Below are 21,712 nucleotides of genomic sequence, written 5' to 3'. Positions count from 1 at the left end.
CCGGTGGGGCTGAGCATCCGGGGGGATCGGGCCCGGATTCGGGCAAGATTGGGGGGTCGAAGTGAACGCAGGCGACGAGGGCGGGTCGGCCGGCGACGCATCGGACCACCACCACGACCCGGCCGCTCGGCTTCGTGACCAGGCCGGCCGGCAACGGGACATGGCCGCCGTCACCAGGGACGAGGCAGGGAGGCAACGGGACGACGACGCCGACCGACGCGACCGGCTGGCTGATCGCCGCGGACCCGAGCCGGTGGGCCATCTCTCCACCGCCGGCGAGGTCTGGGACGTGGGTGATTCGACGATGAGCGCCGCAGAGGCAGCGGCGGTGGATCGGCAGCGCGCTCAGCAGGACCGTGCGGCCGGTGCCGGCGACCGTGTCAAGGCCGCAGATGACCGGATCAGCGCGCTGGCCGATCGCACCGCCTCGGCCCGGGATCGGCATCACGCCTCGCTCGACAGCCTGACCGGCGTCTACACACGCGAAGCCGGCCTGCTGGAACTGGAGCGAGACCTGGCCAGGGCCAGACGCACCGGGCACCACCTCGTCGTGGCCTTCGTCGACGTGGACCATCTCAAGGAGGCCAATGACGCGTACGGGCATGCCGCCGGAGACCAGATGCTGGTCGCCGTGGCCAACACGCTGACGGCGGCGCTGAGACCCTATGATCTGATCCTTCGCTACGGCGGTGACGAGTTCCTCTGTGCGGTCCAGGGTATCGACGCAATCGCCGCCGGCCCCCGGTTCGCGCGCGTCAACCAACTGCTGGGCCGCACTCCGGGAAACGCCTCCGTGACGGTAGGTCTCGCGCAGCTGCAACCGCAGGACACCTCCCACCAGTTGATCGCCCGCGCCGATGCCGATCTCTATCAACAGCGCCAGCTCAGATGACGAGCAGGTGACGTCGCCCGGCCCGGGAATTGATCCTGATCCGTGATGAGGGCCAGGCGTTCTGGACCGGTGCACCGGGGACCTTGGTCCCGTCACGGCGGGACGTTGGCCCTGTCGAGACAGGCAGTTGGAGACTTGGGCAGACGCGGGGAACCGTGAACAGTGGGACTGGAGAAGAAGTTCGCTGGTCCGACACGGTCCAGCGGCCCGTCCCATGCCGACGCAACGACTCGAGTGCGGCCCGGCCTCGGTCTACCACAGGAGCCCCTCATGAGCACCGATGCACCGAACACCCGCCGGGTACTGGTCGCCGTCGACGGATCGCCGGCGTCGTTGGAGGCGTTGCGGGTCGGCCATCGGATGGCCACCTTGTTCGGTGAACAACTGGTCGGCGTCACCGCCTGGCAGTCCTTCCGCCATGGGGTGCTGCCGCCCACCTCGACCCATCCGGAGGAAACCGCCGAGCGTCTCGTGACCACCAGTGTCATCGAAGCCTTCCGGGGCGGGGTGGTTCCACCGATCGAGATCGTCGCTGTGGAAGGAGATCCGGCGGAGAACCTCATTGCGTTGAGTCGCGATGCGACCCTGCTGGTCGTGGGTAGTCGAGGTCACTCAGGCCTGGCCGGAGTGTTGCTGGGATCGGTGAGCAACGCGTGTGCCGCGCACGCATCCTGCCCGGTCCTGGTCGTCCACGCCCCCGCAGCGGCCGCCGCGGTCCCGGCGGCCGGTCTCACGGCTGATCTGACGGCCGATCAACGCATCGTGGTCACTCTCTGAGCCGGTGTGCAACGCAATCACCATTGGGCGAGCAGCTGCAGAGCTGCCATCGTCGCCGACAAGGACAGCAGGAGGGCCCCGTGCACGCTCGCGACATCATGACCAGGCAGGTGGTCACCGTCCATCCGTCCGCATCGGTCACCCAGGCGGCAAACCTGCTGACCGAGAACGGGTTCAGCGCATTACCGGTGGTCGAGGAGAACGGCGAACTGGCCGGCATCGTGACCGAGGCCGACGTCATCGACAACCGTTTTCCCCCACCGGGTTCTGCGGATGGCGCAGCACCGGTCACCGCGCACCGCGGGCGCACGGTTGCCGAGGTGATGATCACGCCGGTGGTGGGGGTCAGCCAGGACGCGGACATCTCGGTCGTCGTCCGCGAGATGCAGGTCCACCGACGACGTTGCGTACCGATCATCGACGGCTCCCGACTGGTCGGCGTGATCACGCGGCGCGATGTCGTCCGGGTGCTGGCCCGTTCCGACGAGGACATCGCCCGGGACGTACGCACCCACCTGAAGTATCTGGGCGGCGAGAAGCGTTGGGCGGTAGGGGTCATCGACGGCGAGGTGATGCTCGTGGACGAGTTCGAGAGCGCCTCGGATCGACTGGTGGCTGTCGCCCTCGCCGAGGCTGTGCCGGGCGCCGTGCAGGTGACGGTCAGTGCCCATCGGCCGGTGGTGCCGCTTCCCGGCGAGGCGCTCCTGAGTCCGTGAACCGGGAGCTGGGCGCGTGGCGGGAGAGAGAGCCGAAGACCCGTTGGTACAGGGCCGGAGGGGGTCTCGTGGCCGTCCCGCAGGGGACCTTGTGCCCTGTCGCCGGACCCCAGATCTGGGCAGGGTGGAAGCCATGACCCAGACCCGGCACCGTACCGACCTGCAGCTGGAGCATGCGATCTTCGACGAACTGCGCTGGACCCCGAGTGTGAACAGCGCCCTCATTCGGGCGGCCGTCGTCGATGGCACCGCCACGCTCTCCGGCGAAGTGGCCACGTATCCGGAAACCATGTTGGCGGCCAAGGCCGCCCTGCGGGTCCGGGGTGTGCGAGCGGTCGCGCAGGAGCTGGCGGTCCGTGGCCGGTGGGCCGTGGCGACCGATACCGAGATCGCCCAACACGCCGGCGATGCACTGGATCGCGCCGTCGACGTTCCGGACACCGTCAAGGCCACCGTGCGGGACCACGACCTGACGCTCTCCGGGGAAGTGACCTGGCAGTACCAACGAGAGGCCGCATGCCGTGCGGTGGTGTACGTCCCGGGTATCCGAGCGATGTTCGACGCCATCTTTATCGCCCCGGGTGCACCCGGCTCCTCCACCGCTGCCTCCACCGCTGCCTCCACCGCTGCCGACATCACCGCCGACATCACTGCGGCGCTACGTCGCAACGCCGGGTTCACGGGTGAGCATCTCCAGGTGACCACCGATGTCGACGGCGTCGTCACCCTGACCGGAGACGTCGCCTCACCGGAGCAGAGTCGGCAGGCGGCAAAGGTCTGCTGGTCGGGCGCCGGCGTCACCGCGGTCGAAAATCACCTGGTCGTCCCCGACTGATCCGATGTTGTCCGCGAGCTCGAAGGGAGTCGCGTTCGGCATGACCAGGGTGATGGTGGCCTACGCGAGCAAGATGGGCGCGACGAGGGAGATCGCCGGGGCGATCGGGGATGAGCTGAGCAAGGCCGGAATGGAAGCGACGGAACAGGTGTGAGGCATCACGAGCTCATCGGCGTCATGTGGAACTTCGTCTGGCCGCGCCGGTGGCGTCCGCCGACTGCGCCGTCTCGGGGTGCCGCCGACGTGCTCTGATGTCAGACTGATGGGCATGAGGCGCTTCCGATGAACCAGCCGACGCAGAATGCCACACCGGAGGGCTTCTCCGAGGAGGAACTGGCCGGCTGGCGAACCGGTCGCCTGTTCGCCCGACCCGCTCCGGCCGTCGGCGCGGCCCCGCCCTCCGGCCGGGCAGAGTCCGTCGGCGGGGACGCCGGTGCTCCGGATCCCGACGAGCCGGTGCTCTTCGTCCCGGAACCCCTGCCGGCCGGACCGCTGGGGCTGGTCGTCCTGTTGCACGGCGCCCGGTCCACCCCGGCCGATGTGCTGCCCCTCCTCGAGGACCAGGCGCAACGCGGCGCCTTTCTGTTGCTGGCACCGAAGTCGATCGACTACACCTGGGATGTGATCGTCGACGGAGGTTTCGGACCCGACGTCGCGGCCCTGGACAGCGCGCTGGTGGAGGTCTTCGCCCAGTTCGAGGTGGATCCCGACCGGATCGCCGTCGCCGGCATCTCCGACGGGGCCTCCTACGCCCTCTCGCTGGGCCTGGCCAACGGGTCGCTGTTCACCAGGGTCCTCGCCTTCTCGCCGGGCTATTTCGCCCAGGGCCACCGCGAAGGGCGTCCGAAGATCTTCATCTCCCACGGTCGCGAGGACCGTGTGCTGCCGATCGACAGGACCAGTTGGAAGATCGTCTCGGTGTTGACCCGTGCGGGTTACTCGGTGGACTTCCGGGAGTTCACCGGCGGCCACGAGGCGCCCGCCGACGTGGTCGAACTGGCCGCCCGGACGCTGCGGCCCTGATCGTCGGTGACCGATCAGGATATTCTCGATTTCGCCGGCCGCGTCGCCGTCATCACCGGCGCCGGCAGTCCCACCGGTATCGGGTTCGCCACCGCGGCCCTGCTCGGAAAGTTGGGCGCTGCAGTCGCTATCGGCGGTACGACGCCTCGCATCGAGGCTCGCGTGAAGGATTTGCAGGCCGCCGGCGTCGACGCGATCGGGTTCTGCGGCGACCTGACCGTTCCGGCCAGTGCGACCGCCCTGGCCTCGTCCGCGATGTCGCGCTGGGGACGAATCGACGTGCTGGTCAACAACGCCGGCATGGTGTCCGCGGCTCAGCCCGAATTCGAGTCGGGCGGGGTACGGGACATGACCCTCCCGATGTGGCGTCAGGGCATGGCCCGGAACCTCGAGACCGCCTTCCTGATGACCGCAGCGGTGGAGCCCTTCATGCAGGAGAGGAACTACGGACGGATTCTGATGGTGGCCAGCATCACCGGTCCCGTGATGGCCATGCGATCTGACATCGTCTATGCCGCAGCCAAAGCCGGTCTGACCGGGTTGGTCCGCGCCCTGGCGGTGGATCTGGCGGGATCAGGGATCACGGTGAATGCTGTTGCGCCCGGATGGATTTCGACAGGTTCGCAGACGATCGACGAGCGTCGGGAGGGTGTGCACACGCCGATCGGCCGCAGTGGCACCCCCGAGGAGGTCGCCTCCGCGATCGTCTGGCTGACGTCGTCCAGCGCGTCCTACGTCACCGGCCAGTGCCTGAACATAGACGGCGGCAATTCGATCGCCGAGCAGCGCGCGGTACCCGGAAGTCGATGAAGATCGCCGCGCCGCGACCTGATGCATCACATGGAGGTGGGCCGCAAACGGGCGTTCTCCCTCTCGGGTGCGCCGGTCGCGACGCCGTGCAGGTCGACCTCGTCGTGTTGCGAAGAGGCACGAGCGGCGGTCCGCATCACCTGGAGGACCGATTCCTGTTCCGACGTGGGCCGAAGACTCGCGGCGGGGGAGATGCCGTCCTTGTGGGCCAGCAGGAACGTGTCCTGGCCGGCGAGATCCGGCGAGACCTCGGCCATCGACCATCTGGCGAAGATCCGCCCGTCCACCGGCCTGGCCTCCAGCACGAAGAATGAATCATGCCGTGGATCTCGTTCGATCCGGGCGTACAGACTCCGTACCTCGTCCTCCCGACCCTCCAGGGTCTGGACGAACCAGTCGTCGCTGACCATCAGGGCGCCGGTGATCCGGCGTGACCGGTTGTTCGACCGCGCTTCGCTGAAGAGATCGCCGAGGGTCCGTTTCCGACTGTCGCTCGGGATCTGGTTGCGGCTGCGATAGATCAGCCTGAATGTCGGGGCCTCGGCCTCGATCGTTCCGTCGTTCATCTCTCGCCCTTCTGGCTCGGCAGACTCGGGTGCGGATCACCGTCAGCCTGATCCGCCGGAGTTCATCGTTGAATTCTTCGGAGCCGGACGGTCCCGTTGGCCGTTCGGCGTGGCGGGCCGGCTGGGGTGGAACCTCGGCCATTGTCCGTAGCGGCCCGGCCGCGCGGGCGTCTCATTTTGCGACTGGAGGCCGGAGAGCCTGGCGAGAGACCCGACCTTACAGTGTATTTCAGACTCGATGGCTGTGGCTGGGCGTCGGCCGGCGCTGGGAGAGACGTCCCGCAACGGCGGCCGGATTCGGCCCAACTATTCAGAGCCCAACTATTCAGAAATGAAATCATCGCGGCCCGGTGCGTCGATACCGGTCGGTCCGGGCACAGACAAATCGTCGCCTTCATCGAGAAGTCGTGGTCTTCAATTTCTCATGAGGGAAGGCTTCGAGATGATATCGGACGAGATCTACAGCCGGCAGGTACGCACCCACCGTCGATGGGCGTGCGGCCGATGCTCGACGCACCTCTCGCGCCGCTGCCGCCGCCGGTTCGGCCTGATCTTCGTCGTCGTGACGATGCTGATCCTGTCGATCACCGTCACGTCGGTGATGTCGATGGCCGGAAACAATCAGTCTTCCCGTGGAATGCAGGGTCAGGTGTGGACTGGTTGCAGACCGGTGGCGCCGTCGGAATCGGCGGGTGACGGGGTGCAATTCGAAATCTGGTCAGGAAAACGATCGACGCTGCACAGTTTCGGCTGACATTTCTTGAGAATGCTGTCGGATTGCGATAGAGGGGCCCCGGACGGGAAGCGGTGCACGGCACGCAAGGGTGGGGGCAGCGAGGTGACCGACCGGCGGCAGACAGGGCACCTGAACCGCTGCCACTAGGGTGACCAGTGTGGTCATCGATCCTGCCCGTCGACGGCACCTCCCGCGGTCGGCCCCGACCCCGATCTGGACTCTTTGCCTGATCAACCGGAAGTTCCCGTTGCTGGCGATGCTGGCCCTGGTCCTGGTGGGGATGCTGACCACGACGTGGGGAGCGCACCTGATCGGGCAGCACGCCTGGTCGGTTCCCCACGATCTGTGGAGGACCCTGGTCGCCGCCGATCGGGTCCGGCAGCTCGACCTCGGCGGTCTGTACACGCCGCCGACCCAGCTGGTGACCTTCCCCGGCGCGGCGTTGATCCTGGTACCGATCGTGGCCGTCATCGACGGCACGGGAGGCAACCTCGCTTTCCAGACGGCACAGAACCCTGAACCGGCCGCTTGGCTGCTGGCCGGACCCTACGAGATCGCCCTGTCCGGCGTGGCGCTCTTCGCCGCCGATGCCATCGCCGAACGGTGGGGTGCGGACGGACGGGCCCGCGCACTGCTCGCCGGCGCCGGGGCAGTGGCCCTGTGGAACGTCGCCGTTCGGTTCGGTCATCCGGAGGACGCGGTCGCGGTGGGTCTCCTGCTGTACGGAATCCTCGCGCTGTCGAACGACCGGGTCACGAAGTCCGCTTGGCTGATCGGTGCGGGTGTGGCAGCCCAACCACTGATCCTGCTGGGGTGGCTGGTGGTGCTCGCGGTGCTCCCGGCCAGGAAGATGCCGGGATTCCTGGTCCGCACGGCGATCCCAGGAGTGGTCGTCCTCGGTGCAGCGGCGCTGGCCAACTGGGGGGCGACGTCGAGGGCGGTGACCAGCCAACCGAACTGGCCCACCTCCCACTCGAACCACTCCACGCCCTGGACCTGGCTGGCGCCGGACGTGGGGGGTGGCGCGGTCTCGGCCGGCCCGGGGCGCATCGTCGCGATTCTGCTGGCCCTGGTCTGCGCGGTGGTCCTGGAACGGCGATGGCGGGGACAGCGGAACTGTTCGATCTGGACCGAGGGCGCACTGCAGCAGGTGTTGTGGTGTGTGGCCCTGGCCCTGGCGCTGCGCTGCGTGTTCGAGTCGGTGATGGTCTCGTACTACCTCTGGCCGGTACTCGCGGTGGCGTTGGTGGCGTCGTCGATCCGCTGGTCGCGGCTGGTGGCCGGCTCGGTGACGGCCTCGGGTCTGACGTTCCTCGCGCAGGCGGCCTGGCACGGCCCGTGGCTCTGGTGGGGAGCCATGGTCGCCGGGCTGGGGCTGATGATGGCTCTGGCCCGGCAGCCTGGGATGAATGAGACGCAGCGACCGGTCAGTAGTCGCTCCCGACGACGTTGATCAGGGGCTCGCCGGCCACATAGCGACGCAATTGGGCGTTGACGAGGGCGAAGGCCCGCGGCCCCGCCTGCGTGACGTGTCCGGCGGCGTGCGGGGTGATGATCACGTTCGGTGCACCGAAGAGCGGGTCGCCGTCGGGTAGCGGCTCGGGATCGGTGACATCCAGACCGGCGCGCAGGCGTCCGGACCTCAACTCGGCCAGCAGTGCGTCGGTGTCCACGATCTGGCCGCGGGCCACGTTGACGAGCAACGCACCGTCCGGCATCCGGGCCAGGAACGCGGCGTCGACGAGCCCGGTCGTGCGGGGCGTCAGCGGCAGGGTCAGCACGACCACGTCCGCTCCGGGCAGCAGCTCCGGCAGTTCGTCGACCGAGTGCACTCCCTCGCGGGCCGAGTTCGCCACCATCACCGGCACCGCGTCGAAGCTGAGCAGACGACGGGCGGTCTGGCGGCCGAGATCGCCGGCGCCGATGATCAGCACGCGCTTGTCGGCCAGGTCGTCGCCCTGGACCAGATCCCACCGACCCTCGCGCTGCGCCTCGATGAAGTGGGGGAGTCGGCGCTGCGAGGCCAGGATCAGCAGCAGGACCAGCTCGGCCACCGAGCTGCCGTGCACCCCCCGAGCATGGCAGAGCGTGACGGTGCCGGGGATCCGGCCGACCAGGTTCTCCACCCCGGCACTGGTCACCTGCATCACCTGCATCGCCGGCATCGCGGCGAACATCGTCGGCAGGTCACCCTCGTCCTCGACCTTGGGTACCCAGAACTCGGTACGTTCCAGGCCATCCGGCCGGTCCGGACCGCCGTCCCAGACGATCAACTCCACTCCCTCGGGGACTGCTCCTAGGAGCTCGATGGCCTGCTGGTCCGGTAAGCACACGACGGTCATGCAAGTCACCGTAGGTGATCGGGTGAAACGGCCGCGAGGTCGGGGCGGAGACGGCCCCGCGCCAACGTCCTGCACAGTGAGGTCTATAGCCCACGCTGTGCAGGACGCTACGAGGTGCTTCGTCCGCAACCCGCTGGGGGGCCGTGGATCTCGGGATGGATTTGTTCGATCGATGGTCCTATCCAGGCCTGTCGTGAACGCGTACTGTCGGTGATAGCAGGCCAACAGCGTGTTTATCCCGAGGTGATTGCTCATGACGTCGACCACATCCCCACGCTTGTCAAGAACCGACGAAGGCCCCAGCGGGTCCCGTCACACCGGCGATCACCAGATCGCGGCGCAGAGACAATCCGGCTCGATGCGGACATCGGATGCGTTGGATCGCCGCACCGACGAGGCGCGACGACGCAGCGAGGCCGTCCAGGCGGCCATCGACATCGCCGCGGGCTGGTAGCTCGCGATCGTCGGTCCCACCGAACGCCGCCCGGACGGCTAGATTGCTCTGGTGAACTCCAGGGCAGAAGCTTTCCGCGCAGGTGCCTGGTCGACCCTGGCGGGCGGTGCCACCGCCGAGATCCTGGCGCGGTCCGGCGCCGCATGGGTCGCGTTGGATGCCCAACATGGAAGCTACGACCAGGGCGGCATCGAGAGGACCCTGCTGGGCCTCGGGTCATCCCCGGTTCCGGTCTTCGTGCGGGTCGCCGACGATTCGGCCGCTGGGATCGGCCGTGCGCTGGACTGCGGCGCCGCTGGTGTGATCGTCCCGCTGATCGACGGGCCCCTCGAGGCCGCCGCGGCCGCGCAGGCGTGCCGCTATCCTCCCGCCGGGAACCGGAGTTGGGGCCCGGTCACCGCTCTCGTCGGGCGCACCGCACCCGATGCCCGGCGGGCGAACGACGCGGTGATGTGCGCGGTGATGGTGGAGACCAGGGCGGCCATCGGTCAGGTCCGTGAGATCGCCATGACCACAGGAGTCGACATGGTGTTCGTCGGGCCGTTCGATCTTTCACTGGCTCTCGGTCGTGACGTGGACGAGCTTCTCGCCGATGGGTCAGCCGACTCCCCGCTGGCGATGGTGGTGCGGGTCTGTGCCGAGGCGGGCGTCAGGGCCGGCGCGTTCGCCGGTTCCTCCGCGCGGGCAGATCGGTTGGCGGCGCTGGGCTTCACCGACATCGCGGTGATGACGGACGCGTCCCTGCTGGCCACGGCTGCGGCCGCCGAGGTAGCCCGCTGGTCCAACGCCACGCCGTAACGTCCTGCACAGTGGCGGCTGTTGCCGCCACTTCGCAGGACGTCCGGGGTTCCGCAGGTGGCGGGGTTTCGCAGGACGTCCCGGTTGTTCGGAGCTCGTTCACCCGGTAGCCACTCTCCTGTCGGATGGCTGGGAGAAGGTGGCCGCATGGACAAGAACACCGAAGTCATCAACACCGCACCGCTGCAGCCCGGCGTGAACCGTCGGCGATTCCTGACCGCGGCCGGTGCCGCCGGCGTCGGATTCGCCGGCCTCTCGATGGTCGGGCCCGGGGTCGCCTCTGCGGCCGCTGCCGACCCGAAGTCGACAGCAGCACAGCAGATCTGGCGCAGGCCGGTCGGCGACCCGCTCAGCACCCCCGTGGTGGCCGGTCTGCACCTGCAGTTCGGTGCCGACTCCTCGAGCCAGATCGTGGTGTCCTGGCATTCGCTGCAGCCGGTCCGCCGCCCGCGGGTCCTGCTGGGTTCACCCGATGGCGAGTTCGAGCGTTCGGTCGCTGCGGAGACGGTCAGCTACACCGACGCGAAATCCGGCCAGGTGGTCTACGCCCACCACGCGGCCATCGATCACCTGAGGGCGGCCACCGAGTACCTCTACGCCGCCGGGCACGACGGGGCCGAACCGGAGTTCTCGGGCTTCACCACCGCACCGAAGGGGCGATCGGCCTTCACCTTCACCAGCTTCGGAGACCAGGGCACCCCCACCACCGGCAAGCTGTACGCCCCGCCGGCCGGTGTCACCATCACCAATCCTCCGTTCGTGAACGACAACCTGGGCTCACCGTCGGCCGGTGACACCACCGCAGGCGTCGAACGCGTGCAGCCGTTGTTCCACCTGTTCAACGGAGATCTCTGCTACGCGAACCTGTCCCAGGACCGGGTCAGGACGTGGTGGGATTTCTGGGACAACAACACCCGCAGTGCGAAATCACGTCCGTGGATGCCGTCGGCCGGCAACCACGAGAACGAACTGGGCAACGGGCCCATCGGTTATCGCGCCTACCAGACCTACTTCTCGGTCCCTCCGGTACGAGGTCAGAACGACACCTCGAAGGGTCTCTGGTACTCCTTCACCGTCGGTTCGGTCAAGGTGATCAGCCTGAACAACGACGACATCTGCTACCAGGACGGTGGCAACAGCTACGTCCGCGGCTATTCCGGGGGCGCCCAGAAAGCATGGCTGGAAGAGGAACTCGCTGCCACCCGGCGCGATCACGGCATCGACTGGATCGTCGTGTGCATGCATCAGGTGGCGATCAGCACCGCTGACCGGTTCAACGGCGCCGACCTCGCGATCCGTCAGGACTGGCTGCCGCTGTTCGACGAGTACGGGGTCGATCTGGTCGTCTGCGGTCACGAGCACCACTACGAACGGTCCCACCCGATCCGGGGGCAGCAGAAGAATCAAACCCTCACCCCGATCCCGGTGGCCACCCGCACCGATGTCGTCGACACCGGTCGAGGCACGGTGCACATGGTGATCGGCGGTGGTGGCACGTCGGCGCCGTCCAACGGACTGTTCTTCGACCCGCCCCAGTGCCGGGTGATCACCGCGGTCGGCGATCCGGATCCGGTCACCGGGAAACGGCCTCCCGTCTACGTGCGGGAGAACGCACCGTGGTCGGCCAACCGGGACGCGGCCAAGGCCTACGGATTCGCCGCGTTCACCGTCGACCCCGGCACCCACCGGGGCGGGATGACTTCGATCAAGGTCACCTACTACGAAGTAGTCGGCACCGGGGGAGCTCTGCAGATCTTCGAGACATTCACTCTCCAGCGCCGACGCAGGGATTGATCCAAGGGTCGGCGACTACTGCCAGTAGTGGCAACATCCTTCTTCTGGGTCCCGTTTGCGCTGGTCAGCGACGTTACGATTGATCTCATCGGGGGAAATCTCCAGTAGGTCGACCAGAACGGGGCCGGTGTGACCAGTCTGATCGACCCGCGCCCCTGGACGGCCGGAAATGTCCGGCCGCTGGATTTCGATCTCGAGGCCCTGCGGCTGGCGGCCCTGAAACGTTTCGGCGTGATGGACACACCGGCGGAAGTCGACTTCGACGAGATCTCCGGTCTCGCCGCCAAGTTGTTCCAGGCGCCGATGGCGCTGGTGAGCCTGGTCGATTCCGAACGTCAGTGGTTCAAATCCCGGATCGGCCTGGATCTGGTGCAGACGCCACGGGGGGATTCGTTCTGCGCGCACGCGTTGGGCAGCGACGACGTGATGGTGGTCCAGGATGCCCTGCTGGATCATCGTTTTCGACACAATCCCCTGGTGACGGGGCCTCCCGGAATCCGGTTCTACGCCGGAGCTCCCCTGATCACCTCGGAGGGGTACCGGTTGGGGACCCTCTGCGTCCTGGACACCGTTCCCAGAGTGCCGACAACCGAGCAGTTGCACGACCTCTCGTTGCTCTCGCGTCAGATCATGCGGGTACTGGAACTGCGGGTGCAGGCCGGCGCCCTGGCCGTCGAGGTCGCCGCCCGCTCGGCGGCCGAGGCCGCCCTGACCCAGAACCAGCACCTGTTGGACGAGGTGCTGGGCCAAACCGATGTGCTGATCTACGCCAAAAGCCTCGAGGGGCGCTTTCTCCTGGCGAACCCGGCGCTGCTCCAGGTGATGGCACCGACCGGGGAGCAGATCCTGGGCCGCACAGATCACCAGCTCTTCCCGGCCGAGCAGGCGGACACGTACCGGCGCAACGATTCGGCGATCGCCGCCACCGGCCGGCGCGAACTGTTCGTCGAGGAACTGATCGATCGCGACGGTGTGGTCCGGACGTACCGGTCCACCAAGTTCCCGTTGCGCGGACCGGACGGCGAGATCTACGCCGTCGCCGGGGTCTCGACCGACGTGACCGAGCTGGAGGCTGTCCGGTCGGCGCTGGCGGAGTCCGAGGCGCGCTGGCGATCGCTGGTCGAGTGCTCTCCGGTGGGCGTGGCCCTGGTGGAGCAGGACGGATCGGTCGGCTACGCGAATCCGATTGCGCTGGCGATCTTCGGCGAAGCGCCGGCCGGCCGGACGACCGGGCCGTTGACGCTGGACCTGTTGACGCTTCCCGGCGATCCCGAACCGACGGTGGATTTGGTCTCGGCTGCCTTCGAGGGCGTTGCGGTGGCCCGCCGGGCGCTGCTCGGACGCGTCGACGGGAGTCGGGTCGCGGTGACGGTCAGTGCGGGCCGGGTCGTCCAGGACGGCCGACCGGTCGTCCAGGTGATCCTGCGGGACATCTCGGCCCAGGTCGATGCCGAGGAGGCCGTTCGGCGCTCCGAACGTCGATTCCGGTCCCTGTTCGACAACAGCGCGGTGGCCATGACCCTGACCGACGAGCATGGCCGCTGGGTGGAGGCGAACCCGGCGTTCGGCACGATGATCGCCCGCGACGTCAGCAAGGTGATCGGGCGTCGCGCCGAGGACTTCGCGCGAGCGGAGGACCGTCCTCTGATCGCGGCCACGCCGCAGCGGCAGGTGGACAGTGCCGACGGCGTGCTCCGGGACGAGATCGGGCTCCTCCGGCCCGACGGATCGATACGTTGGGCGTGGGTGAGCATCAGCGCTACTCCAGGGCCCCGTGGGGAGCAGTGGACGTTGGCGGTGGTCCAGGACGTCACCGAACGCAGGGCTGCAGAAACCGCCCTGCGTGAATCGGAACAGGATCTCGCGGCCATCGCCGCCGTGGCGCGGTGCGTCCAGTCCGGCGCCGACGTCCGGCAGGTCGTGGTGGAGTCGGTGCAGACGCTGGCCGACGCTGCGACCGTCACGATGCTGGAACTCCTGGACGACGACACCCTGGAGGCCACCACGAGTGTCGGTCTTGGCGCCGCGAGGCTTCGCGTCGATCTCCGGGAAGCTTCGGTGACGGCGGAGGTCTGGCGTACCGGGGAGTCGTTGTTCCTGGAGGATGCGGCACAACATCCGCTGATCAACGCTTCGATGATGGCGCTGGAAGCGACGGTCAGCGCCATGTGGCAGCCGGTGGCGGTGGACGGCGAGATGGTGGCGCTGATCAACGTGGCCTGGCGTCATCCGGTCGCCGGGCTGGAGGACCGGGCGGTACGGGCCGTCCAGGTGATCGCAGCGGAGGCCGCCGCTTCGCTGCAGGCCGCCCGGCTACGGGTCGAGTTGGAGAGGTCCGCATCCACCGACCCGTTGACGGGCTCGCTGAATCGGCGGGCGTGGAACGCGCGACTGCAGGAATTGATGGACGACGCGCAGGGCTCGGGGGAGGGCCTGGCGGTGGCGGTGCTCGATCTGGACAGGTTCAAGACCTTCAACGACACCTTCGGCCACACCGCCGGTGACGTCCTGCTCCGTGACTACGCCGCGGCGGCTCTGGCGTGCGTGCGGGAATCGGATCTGTTCGCGCGGTGGGGGGGCGAGGAATTCATCGTGGCGCTGCCCAACTGCCCCACCGAACAGGTCGAGATGGTGCTGAACCGATTGCGCCGCAGCGTGCCCTTCGGTCAGACGTGTTCCGTCGGGTACACCCGGTGGGACCCGGACGAACCCATGGCCGACTGCATCTCCCGCGCCGATGCGGCACTCTATGAGGCCAAACATGCCGGGCGGGACCGCGTGGTGGCCGGTTGACCGAACCGTCCCGGAGGTCCGGGGCTGCGGCCGGTCGACGCGATCCACCCGGCCGCCACCCCACTCCCGGTGCCGGCTCCGCGCCCGGTCTGTCCGCCCACGGCTGCACCATCCGACTCCCGGCGCAGTTTCGGCATAGCCTGGGATCTGCGACAGGACCGGACACGAATCAAGGAGCAGATCGATGGCAGACACGACGCAGAAGGCAATCCTCGCTGGAGGCTGCTTCTGGGGCATGCAGGACCTCATCCGGAGGCGTCCGGGTGTGGTGACCACCCGGGTCGGTTACACCGGTGGTGAGGTGCCGAATGCCACCTACCGGAACCACGGTTCCCATGCCGAGTCGATCGAGATCGAATTCGACCCGACGAGGACCTCCTACCGGGACCTGCTGGAATTCTTCTTCCAGGTGCACGATCCCTCGACCCGCAACCGCCAGGGCAACGACGTCGGCGAGAGCTATCGCTCCGCCATCTTCTACACCGACGACGAGCAGCGCCGGATCGCACTGGACACCATCGCCGACGTCGATGCATCCGGCCTGTGGCCCGGCAAGGTGGTCACCGAGGTCGCGCCCGCCGGTCCGTTCTGGTTGGCCGAGCCCGAGCACCAGGACTACCTCGAGCACTACCCGAACGGCTACACCTGCCACTTCGTCCGGCCCAACTGGAAGCTGCCGGTCCGCAAGGACAAGGTCAGCCAGTAGGCTCCGGGTCGCTGACGATGGCCTCCCGGGATTTCCGCAGCGCCGGGATGACGGTCTCCCCGTAGGCCTCGAGGGTGCCGTTCTTCCCGTCGTGCTGCAGGTAGACGGCGAACTGGTCGACGCCGAGCGCCTCGAGCTCGCGAAGCTTGTCGATGTGCGCCGCGGTGTCGCCGAGAATGCAGAAGCGGTCGACGATCTCGTCCGGTACGAAGGCGGCGTGGCTGTTGCCGGCCCGGCCGTGCTGGTTGTAGTCGTAGCCCTCGCGGCCCTTGATGTAGTCGGTCAGTTCCTGGGGGATCCCCGAGGTTCCGCCGCCGTCGTCGGTGCCGTACCTGGCCACGATGTCGGCGACATGGTTGCCGACCATGCCGCCGAACCAACGGCACTGCTCGCGCTGGTGCGCGAGGTCGTCGCCGACGTAGGCGGGCGCGGCCACGCAGATCTTGACGTCGTCCGGGTTCCGGCCGGCATCCGCCGCCGCGTTCTTGACCCGCTCGACCGTCCACCTGACGATCGCCGGGTCGGCGAGCTGCAGGATGAACCCGTCGGCGACCTGACCGGTCAGATCGAGGGCGAGCGGACCGTAGGCCGCGACGTACATGTCCAGACGGGAGTCGCCGCCCCAGGGGAACCGGATGTCGATCCCGTTGACGTGTGCGGCGCGCCCGTTGGCGAGCTCCCGGATCACCTCGATGGAGGACCGCAGGGTGTTGAGGGTGGAGGGCTTCCCGGCGAGCGCCCGCACCGCACTGTCGCCCCGGCCGATGCCGCAGACGGTCCGGTTGCCGAACATGTCGTTCAGGGTGGCGAAGCCCGAGGCCGTCACGGTCCAGTCGCGGGTCAGTGGATTGGTGACCATCGGGCCGACCATGACCTTGCGGGTGGCTGCCAGGACCTGGCTGTAGATGACGTACGGCTCCTGCCACAACAGATGCGAGTCGAAGGTCCAGACGTAGGCGAAACCACGGTTCTCGGCGGCGACGGCGAGCTCGACGACCCGGGAAGCGGGCGGGGTGCATTGCAGGACGACACCGAAATCCATCTGGACATCCTTACCCGTGCTGGAGGTTTCTGGACGGTACTGCCAGGCTGCCGATGCTGACCGAGAAGGCTCGGCGCACTCGGCAGTTTTGGCGAACTGGGCAGTTTCATCGCATTGATCGGCTTCAGCGCGCGGATCAGACGCTGTACTCAGATCAGGTTCTGCGAGAGCCGCCGCCTGACGAACCGGCCGTCGCCGGCCCGGCCCAGGTACTCGTTCCCGTCCACGATGACCTTGCCCCGGGACATCACGGTATCGACATGGCCGTCGATCTCCCAGCCCTCCCAGGCGGAGTAGTCCATCCGCATGTGGTGGGTCTTGCCCAGGCCGATCGAGGTGTGGCCGGCCGGGTCGTAGATGACGATGTCGGCGTCGGAACCCGGGGCGATGACGCCCTTCTGCGGATACATCCCGAACATCCGAGCCGGCGTGGTGCAGCAGACCTCGACCCAGCGCTCCAGGCTGATCCTCCTGTCGACGACACCCTGGTAGAGCAGATCCATCCGATGCTCGACGGATCCGATGCCGTTGGGGATCTTGGAGAAGTTGCCGATCCCCATCTCCTTCTGGTCCTTCATGCAGAACGGGCAGTGATCCGTCGAGACGCTGGTGACGTCACCGGTGCGGAGGTAGCGCCACAACTCCTCCTGGTGCCCCTCCGCACGCGAGCGCAGTGGCGTCGAGCAGACCCATTTCGCACCCTCGAATCCCGGGGCGCCGAGGTTCTCCTCGAGGGACAGGTACAGGTACTGGGGACAGGTCTCGGCGAAGACGTTCTGCCCGGTGTTGCGCGCCTCGGCGATCCGGGCCAGGGCCTGCTTGGCCGAGACGTGCACGACATACAGTGGTGCGCCGGTGATGTCGGCCAGCATGATCGCCCGGTGAGTGGCCTCCTGCTCGGCCTGCCATGGCCGGGTCACCCCGTGGTAGTACGGTGAGGTCTCACCCCTGGCCAACGCCTGCTGAACGAGAACATCGATGGCCGAACCGTTCTCGGCGTGCATCATGATCAGGCCCCCGTTGCCGGCTGCCTGCTGCATGGCCTGCAGGATCTGCCCGTCGCTGGAGAGGTAGACGCCCGGGTAGGCCATGAAGAGCTTGAAACTGGTGATGCCCTCGTCGATCAGGGCGTCCATCGAGGCCAGCGACTCGTCGTTGACGTCCCCGACGATCTGGTGGAAACCGTAGTCGATCGCGCAGTTGTCGGCCGCTTTCGCGTGCCAGGACGCGACCGTGTCCAGCACCCGCTGACCGTGCGACTGCACGACGAAGTCGACGATGGTCGTCGTTCCGCCCCAGGCGGCCGCCCTGGTGCCCGTCTCGAAGGAGTCGGACGCGGTGGTGCCGCCGAAGGGCATCTCCATGTGCGTGTGTGCGTCGATCCCCCCGGGGATGACGTACTTCCCGGTCGCGTCGATCACGACGTCCACCGCTGCGGCAAGGTCGACCCCCAATGCCTTCGAGCCCGGAGCGAGGAGGGCGACGATCTTCTCGCCGTCGACGAGCACATCCTGGCGGATGGCCCCGGTGGAACTGACGACGGTGCCGCCGTGGACGAGGGTGGTCATGAGGCTCCGTTCTGCGCTGACGACGGGGGCTACGGTGCGGTGATCTTGTCGTAGGTCTCGGGGCGTCGGTCCCGGTAGAACTGCCAGTCGTTGCGTGCCTGGGTCAACTCGGCCAGGTCGAGATCTCTGATGATCAGCTCGTTCTCACCCTGCGAGGCGATCTCGCCGACGTAGGTACCGCGCGGGCCGACGAAGTAGCTGGAGCCGTAGAACCGGACGGCCTCCTCGCCGAACTCCTCGGTCTCGATGCCGACCCGGTTGTTGGCGCCGATGAAGTACTGGTTGTTCGCCGCCGCGGCGGGCTGCTCGAGTTCCCAGAGCCGGTTGGACAGGCCGGGTTTGGTCGCCGAGGGGTTGAAGACGATCTGCGCGTTGTTCAGCCCCAGTTCACGCCAGCCCTCGGGGAAGTGCCGGTCGTAGCAGATGTAGACGCCGATCCGCCCGGCCGCCGTCTGGAACACCGGATAGCCGAGATTGCCGGGTCGGAAGTAGAACTTCTCCCAGAACTGCGGGAGATTCGGGATGTGGTGCTTGCGGTACTTGCCGAGGTAGGTCCCGTCGGCGTCCACGACGGCGGCGGTGTTGTAGTACTCGCCCTCGTTGGCCACCTCGTAGACCGGTAGCACCATCACCAGACCGAGCTCCCGCGCCAGGGCCTGGAATCGCTCGATCGTCGGGCCCGGGACGGTTTCGGTGTACTGGTAGTACTTCTGGTCCTGCACGATGCCGAAGTACGGGCCGTAGAACAGTTCCTGGAAACAGATCACCTGTGCGCCCTGCGCGGCGGCGTCGCGGGCGTACCTCTCGTGCAGTTCGATCATCGACTCCTTGTCGCCGGTCCACGCCAGCTGGGTCAGTGCTGCCCTGACGATCGTCATGGTCCAGTTGCTCCTGTCGATTTGTCCCTGATGGTCGAGGTGGCATTGGCGCGGTCGTGCGTCGGTGGGTGCCCGGCCAGATTACGGTGTCCGCTCCCGGCTACTCCGCGCCGGTGTAGTAGCCGTCGGCCACCGTCAACGCGTCGTCGAGCAGCGACAGGCCCCGGCGCAGGTCGATCTCGGTGATGGTGCACGGTGGGACCACGTGGGTTCCGTTGAAATGGACGAAGGGCCACAGGCCGCGTTCCTTGCAGGCCGCGGTGAAGTCCGCCATCGGCTTGGCCTCCGCCCCTGAGGCGTTGTAGGGGACGAGGGGGTCTCTGGTCGCACGGTCCTTGACCAGCTCGACGGCCCAGAACACGCCCAGCCCCCGTACCTCGCCCACGCTGGGGTGCCGGTCGGCGATCTTGGCCAGCTCCGGCCCGATCACGTCGGTACCGAGCCAGCGGGCGTGCTCGACGATCTTCTCCTCCTCGAAGATCTTGATGCTGGCGACGGCCGAGGCGCAGCCGAGGGGATGGCCCTGATAGGTCAGCCCGCCGGGATAGGGACGGGTGGAGAAGGTCCGGGCGATCGTCTCCGAGATGATGACGCCGCCGAGTGGGACGTAGCCGCTGTTGACGCCCTTGGCGAAGGTCAGCAGATCAGGTGTGACACCCCAGTGGTCCACCGCGAACCATTCGCCGCAGCGGCCGAATCCGGCCATCACCTCGTCGGAGATCATCACGATGCCGTACCGGTCGCACAGCGCGCGGACGCCGGCCAGATATCCGTCGGGCGGGACGATGATGCCGTTGGTACCGACCACCGTCTCCAGCAGGATGGCGGCGATCTGGTTCGGGCCCTCGACCATCAGGACGTTCTCGAGGTGTTCGATGGCCCGCTCGCATTCCTGGGCCTCGTCGACGCTGTGGAACGGCGACCGGTAGGCGTACGGCCCCCAGAAATGCACGTGACCACTCACGCCGGTCTCCGCCGACCACCGTCTCGGTTCCCCGGTGGCGACCATCGAGTTGCCGACCGAGCCGTGATAGCTGCGGTAGGTGGACAGGATCTTGTGGCGACCGGTGTGCACCCTGGCCATCCGCATGGCGTGCTCGTTCGCCTCGGCGCCGCCGGTGGTGAAGAAGACCCGGTTGAGATCGCCGGGGGCCTTGGCGGCGATCAGGGCAGCGGCCTCGCTCCGCGCCTCGTTGGCGAAGTTGGGACCGACCGAGCACAGCAGTCCAGCCTGTTCCTGGATGGCCGCAACGAGTTTCGGGTGCTGATAGCCGATGTTGACATTCACCAGCTGGGAGGAGAAGTCGAGGTAGGTGTTGCCGTCGTAGTCCCAGAACTCGCTCCCCAGTGCGCCGGCGATGGGCATCGGAGCCACCACGTCCTGGGCGGCCCACGACGTGAACACGTGCTCGCGGTCGAGCTTCCTGATGTGGGCACCGCGTGCGGAATCGTTCATCTGGCGGAGTCCCTGTCGTCGTGGTGGTCGTCGCATGGTGGTGGCTGAACGGCCGGCTGGTGAACGTCCAACGTACGATCCAGCTGCACCTGGCACAAGACCCTTTTTGTAACACTACAAAGATGTTACGTTGGCGAAATGATGCAGGAGCTGAGATCACGGCTGCGGCTTCCGACCAGCCGTGGACTGGCCGACGCCGTCAGCGGGGCGATCCGCGACCAGGTGCTGCTCGAAGGAGATCGACTCCCACCCATCAGAGCGGTGGCCAAGGCATTGAACCTCTCGCCGACGACGGTCAACGCCGCGTGGGCGCTGCTGGTCCGCGGCGGCCTCCTGCACACCGACGGCCGCCGCGGCACGGTGGTCGCGATCCGTACCGGTGCCCTCGGGAAGGGCGGGGGCGCCGCCGATCGCAGCGCCGGACTGACCCGGTACCGACAGGCTGTCGACCGGACGTCCCTGTTCGAGTTGGATCTGGCCACCGGGGTGCCGGACCCGCTGCTGTTGCCGGACCTTTCCGCGGCGTTGCAGCAGATCCCGGACCGGCGGACGGTCAACAGCTATCTGGACGACGCCGCACTACCCGCACTGGTCGAGGTTCTCCGACACGACTGGCCCTACACCGCCGGGCGTTTCGCCATCGTGGACGGCGCGATGGATGCCATCCAGCAGATCGCCTCCCAGCTGCTCAGGTTCGGCGACAAGGTGGTCGTCGAACATCCGGCCTTCCCGCCACTGCTGGATCTCCTCGAGTCGATGGGTATCGCGTTCGTCGGGGTCGGCCTGGACGGGTCCGGCATGCTCGCTGCGGAACTTGCGGCGGCGATCACCGCCGACGTCAAGGTCGTCTTCCTCCAGCCGCGGGCCCACAACCCCACCGGTATCTCCTACTCGGCGGAACGGATCACGGAACTGGCCGCCATCCTGCGGCGCAGCGCCGTGATCGTGGTCGAGGACGATTCGGCCGGGGCGATCAGCAGCAGCCCGGCCGTCAGCATCGGCAGCCATCTGCCGGAGCAGACGCTGCACATCCGCAGTTTCTCCAAGTCCCACGGGCCCGACCTGCGGCTGGCTGCGATGAGCGGGCCGGTCGATCTGGTGGATCGGATCAGCGAGCGCCGGCGGCTCGGGCAGGGCTGGACGAGCCGGCTGCTGCAGTCGGTCCTGCTGCACCTGCTGGTGGAGCCGGAGAGCCTGGCGCAGGTCGAGCACGCCAGGGCGACCTACGCGCGTCGGCGGGAGGATCTGGTGCAGGACCTGTCCGGCCTGGGAGTCCAGGTGGCGGCCCGTGACGGGATCAATCTCTGGCTGCCGGTGAAGGACGAGACCGCTGCGCTGCTGAGGCTGGCGGCGGCCCGGATCGGTGCGGCGGCCGGTCGTCCGTTCTCCGCGCGGCCGGACGAGGATGCCCATCTGCGGGTCACCTGCGGACTGGTCGCCTCGCACCACGAGGAGGTCGCCGCCGAGCTGGGCGCAGCCACCAGGATGTGGGGCTGGCGCGAAGCACGCTGAGCAGCCGACCGTCG

At 67.7% G+C, this 21,712-nt stretch carries 20 protein-coding genes; 14 read left to right on the top strand and 6 right to left on the bottom strand.

Features of this window, described 5'->3' with window-relative positions; translation table 11 throughout:
• Positions 1–61: 61 nt before the first annotated feature.
• From H7F38_RS18840 to H7F38_RS18810, 7 genes are all read left to right on the top strand, one after another.
• A complete protein-coding gene (locus H7F38_RS18840) occupies positions 62–892 on the top strand; it encodes a GGDEF domain-containing protein (protein ID WP_187091256.1) in 831 nt (276 codons plus the stop codon).
• Between the two features lie 270 nt (positions 893–1,162).
• Positions 1,163–1,669 (top strand): universal stress protein, encoded by a 507-nt coding sequence (locus H7F38_RS18835; protein WP_187091255.1) that lies wholly within the window; start codon positions 1,163–1,165, stop codon positions 1,667–1,669.
• 98 nt (positions 1,670–1,767) lie between these two features.
• Positions 1,768–2,385 (top strand): HPP family protein, encoded by a 618-nt coding sequence (locus H7F38_RS18830; protein ID WP_222618170.1) that lies wholly within the window; start codon positions 1,768–1,770, stop codon positions 2,383–2,385.
• A gap of 133 nt (positions 2,386–2,518) precedes the next feature.
• Positions 2,519–3,220: a BON domain-containing protein gene (locus tag H7F38_RS18825; RefSeq protein ID WP_187091253.1), complete on the top strand. Its 702-nt coding sequence runs from the start codon at positions 2,519–2,521 to the stop codon at positions 3,218–3,220.
• 4 nt (positions 3,221–3,224) lie between these two features.
• Positions 3,225–3,374, top strand: coding sequence for a flavodoxin family protein (locus H7F38_RS18820; protein WP_187091252.1), 150 nt, complete (start codon positions 3,225–3,227; stop codon positions 3,372–3,374).
• Between the two features lie 128 nt (positions 3,375–3,502).
• The gene (locus H7F38_RS18815) at positions 3,503–4,243 is read left to right on the top strand and encodes an alpha/beta hydrolase (RefSeq protein WP_187091251.1); all 741 of its coding nucleotides are present in this window, start codon (positions 3,503–3,505) and stop codon (positions 4,241–4,243) included.
• 6 nt (positions 4,244–4,249) lie between these two features.
• Entirely contained in the window at positions 4,250–5,053 is an 804-nt protein-coding gene (locus tag H7F38_RS18810) for an SDR family NAD(P)-dependent oxidoreductase (protein ID WP_222618169.1), read from the top strand.
• A 26-nt stretch (positions 5,054–5,079) separates the two neighbouring features.
• Here the strand turns inward: H7F38_RS18810 and H7F38_RS18805 are convergent, their stop codons facing one another.
• Positions 5,080–5,619: a BLUF domain-containing protein gene (locus tag H7F38_RS18805; protein WP_187091250.1), complete on the bottom strand. Its 540-nt coding sequence runs from the start codon at positions 5,617–5,619 to the stop codon at positions 5,080–5,082.
• A gap of 562 nt (positions 5,620–6,181) precedes the next feature.
• On the opposite strand from H7F38_RS18805, the gene H7F38_RS18800 reads away from it, so the two are divergent.
• Complete coding sequence (locus tag H7F38_RS18800) at positions 6,182–6,373, top strand: hypothetical protein (RefSeq protein WP_187091249.1); 192 nt, start codon at positions 6,182–6,184, stop codon at positions 6,371–6,373.
• A 139-nt stretch (positions 6,374–6,512) separates the two neighbouring features.
• The gene (locus tag H7F38_RS18795) at positions 6,513–7,808 is read left to right on the top strand and encodes a hypothetical protein (RefSeq protein ID WP_187091248.1); all 1,296 of its coding nucleotides are present in this window, start codon (positions 6,513–6,515) and stop codon (positions 7,806–7,808) included.
• On the opposite strand, the gene H7F38_RS18790 is transcribed toward H7F38_RS18795, so the two are convergent.
• Positions 7,783–8,697, bottom strand: a complete 915-nt coding sequence (locus H7F38_RS18790; protein ID WP_187091247.1) for a 2-hydroxyacid dehydrogenase — start codon at positions 8,695–8,697, stop codon at positions 7,783–7,785. The genes H7F38_RS18795 and H7F38_RS18790 overlap by 26 nt on opposite strands.
• 505 nt (positions 8,698–9,202) lie before the next feature.
• On the opposite strand from H7F38_RS18790, the gene H7F38_RS18785 reads away from it, so the two are divergent.
• From H7F38_RS18785 to msrA, 4 genes are all read left to right on the top strand, one after another.
• Positions 9,203–9,949, top strand: a complete 747-nt coding sequence (locus H7F38_RS18785; protein ID WP_187091246.1) for an HpcH/HpaI aldolase/citrate lyase family protein — start codon at positions 9,203–9,205, stop codon at positions 9,947–9,949.
• Between the two features lie 147 nt (positions 9,950–10,096).
• Positions 10,097–11,743 carry a metallophosphoesterase family protein gene (locus H7F38_RS18780; protein ID WP_187091245.1) on the top strand — a complete coding sequence of 549 codons (1,647 nt, stop codon included), beginning with the start codon at positions 10,097–10,099 and terminating at the stop codon, positions 11,741–11,743.
• Positions 11,744–11,872: 129 nt separating this feature from the next.
• Positions 11,873–14,536 (top strand): PAS domain S-box protein, encoded by a 2,664-nt coding sequence (locus H7F38_RS18775; RefSeq protein ID WP_187091244.1) that lies wholly within the window; start codon positions 11,873–11,875, stop codon positions 14,534–14,536.
• A 184-nt stretch (positions 14,537–14,720) separates the two neighbouring features.
• Positions 14,721–15,242 carry a peptide-methionine (S)-S-oxide reductase MsrA gene (msrA, locus tag H7F38_RS18770; RefSeq protein ID WP_187091243.1) on the top strand — a complete coding sequence of 174 codons (522 nt, stop codon included), beginning with the start codon at positions 14,721–14,723 and terminating at the stop codon, positions 15,240–15,242.
• Here the strand turns inward: msrA and H7F38_RS18765 are convergent.
• From H7F38_RS18765 to H7F38_RS18750, 4 genes are all read right to left on the bottom strand, one after another.
• Positions 15,232–16,284 (bottom strand): TIGR03842 family LLM class F420-dependent oxidoreductase, encoded by a 1,053-nt coding sequence (locus tag H7F38_RS18765; protein ID WP_187091242.1) that lies wholly within the window; start codon positions 16,282–16,284, stop codon positions 15,232–15,234. The genes msrA and H7F38_RS18765 overlap by 11 nt on opposite strands.
• Positions 16,285–16,433: 149 nt before the next feature.
• Complete coding sequence (hydA, locus tag H7F38_RS18760) at positions 16,434–17,852, bottom strand: dihydropyrimidinase (protein WP_187091241.1); 1,419 nt, start codon at positions 17,850–17,852, stop codon at positions 16,434–16,436.
• Positions 17,853–17,881: 29 nt separating this feature from the next.
• Positions 17,882–18,730, bottom strand: coding sequence for a nitrilase-related carbon-nitrogen hydrolase (locus H7F38_RS18755; RefSeq protein ID WP_187091240.1), 849 nt, complete (start codon positions 18,728–18,730; stop codon positions 17,882–17,884).
• A 100-nt stretch (positions 18,731–18,830) separates the two neighbouring features.
• The gene (locus H7F38_RS18750) at positions 18,831–20,186 is read right to left on the bottom strand and encodes an aspartate aminotransferase family protein (protein WP_187091239.1); all 1,356 of its coding nucleotides are present in this window, start codon (positions 20,184–20,186) and stop codon (positions 18,831–18,833) included.
• Positions 20,187–20,324: 138 nt separating this feature from the next.
• On the opposite strand from H7F38_RS18750, the gene H7F38_RS18745 reads away from it, so the two are divergent.
• Positions 20,325–21,698: a PLP-dependent aminotransferase family protein gene (locus tag H7F38_RS18745; protein WP_187091238.1), complete on the top strand. Its 1,374-nt coding sequence runs from the start codon at positions 20,325–20,327 to the stop codon at positions 21,696–21,698.
• Positions 21,699–21,712 lie beyond the last annotated feature (14 nt).

It is taken from the genome of Nakamurella sp. PAMC28650 (genome assembly GCF_014303395.1).
Taxonomy (GTDB): Bacteria; Actinomycetota; Actinomycetes; order Mycobacteriales; family Nakamurellaceae; genus Nakamurella.
Note: the sequence above shows the minus strand (reverse complement) of the source record. Positions and strands in the feature narration are given on the sequence as shown.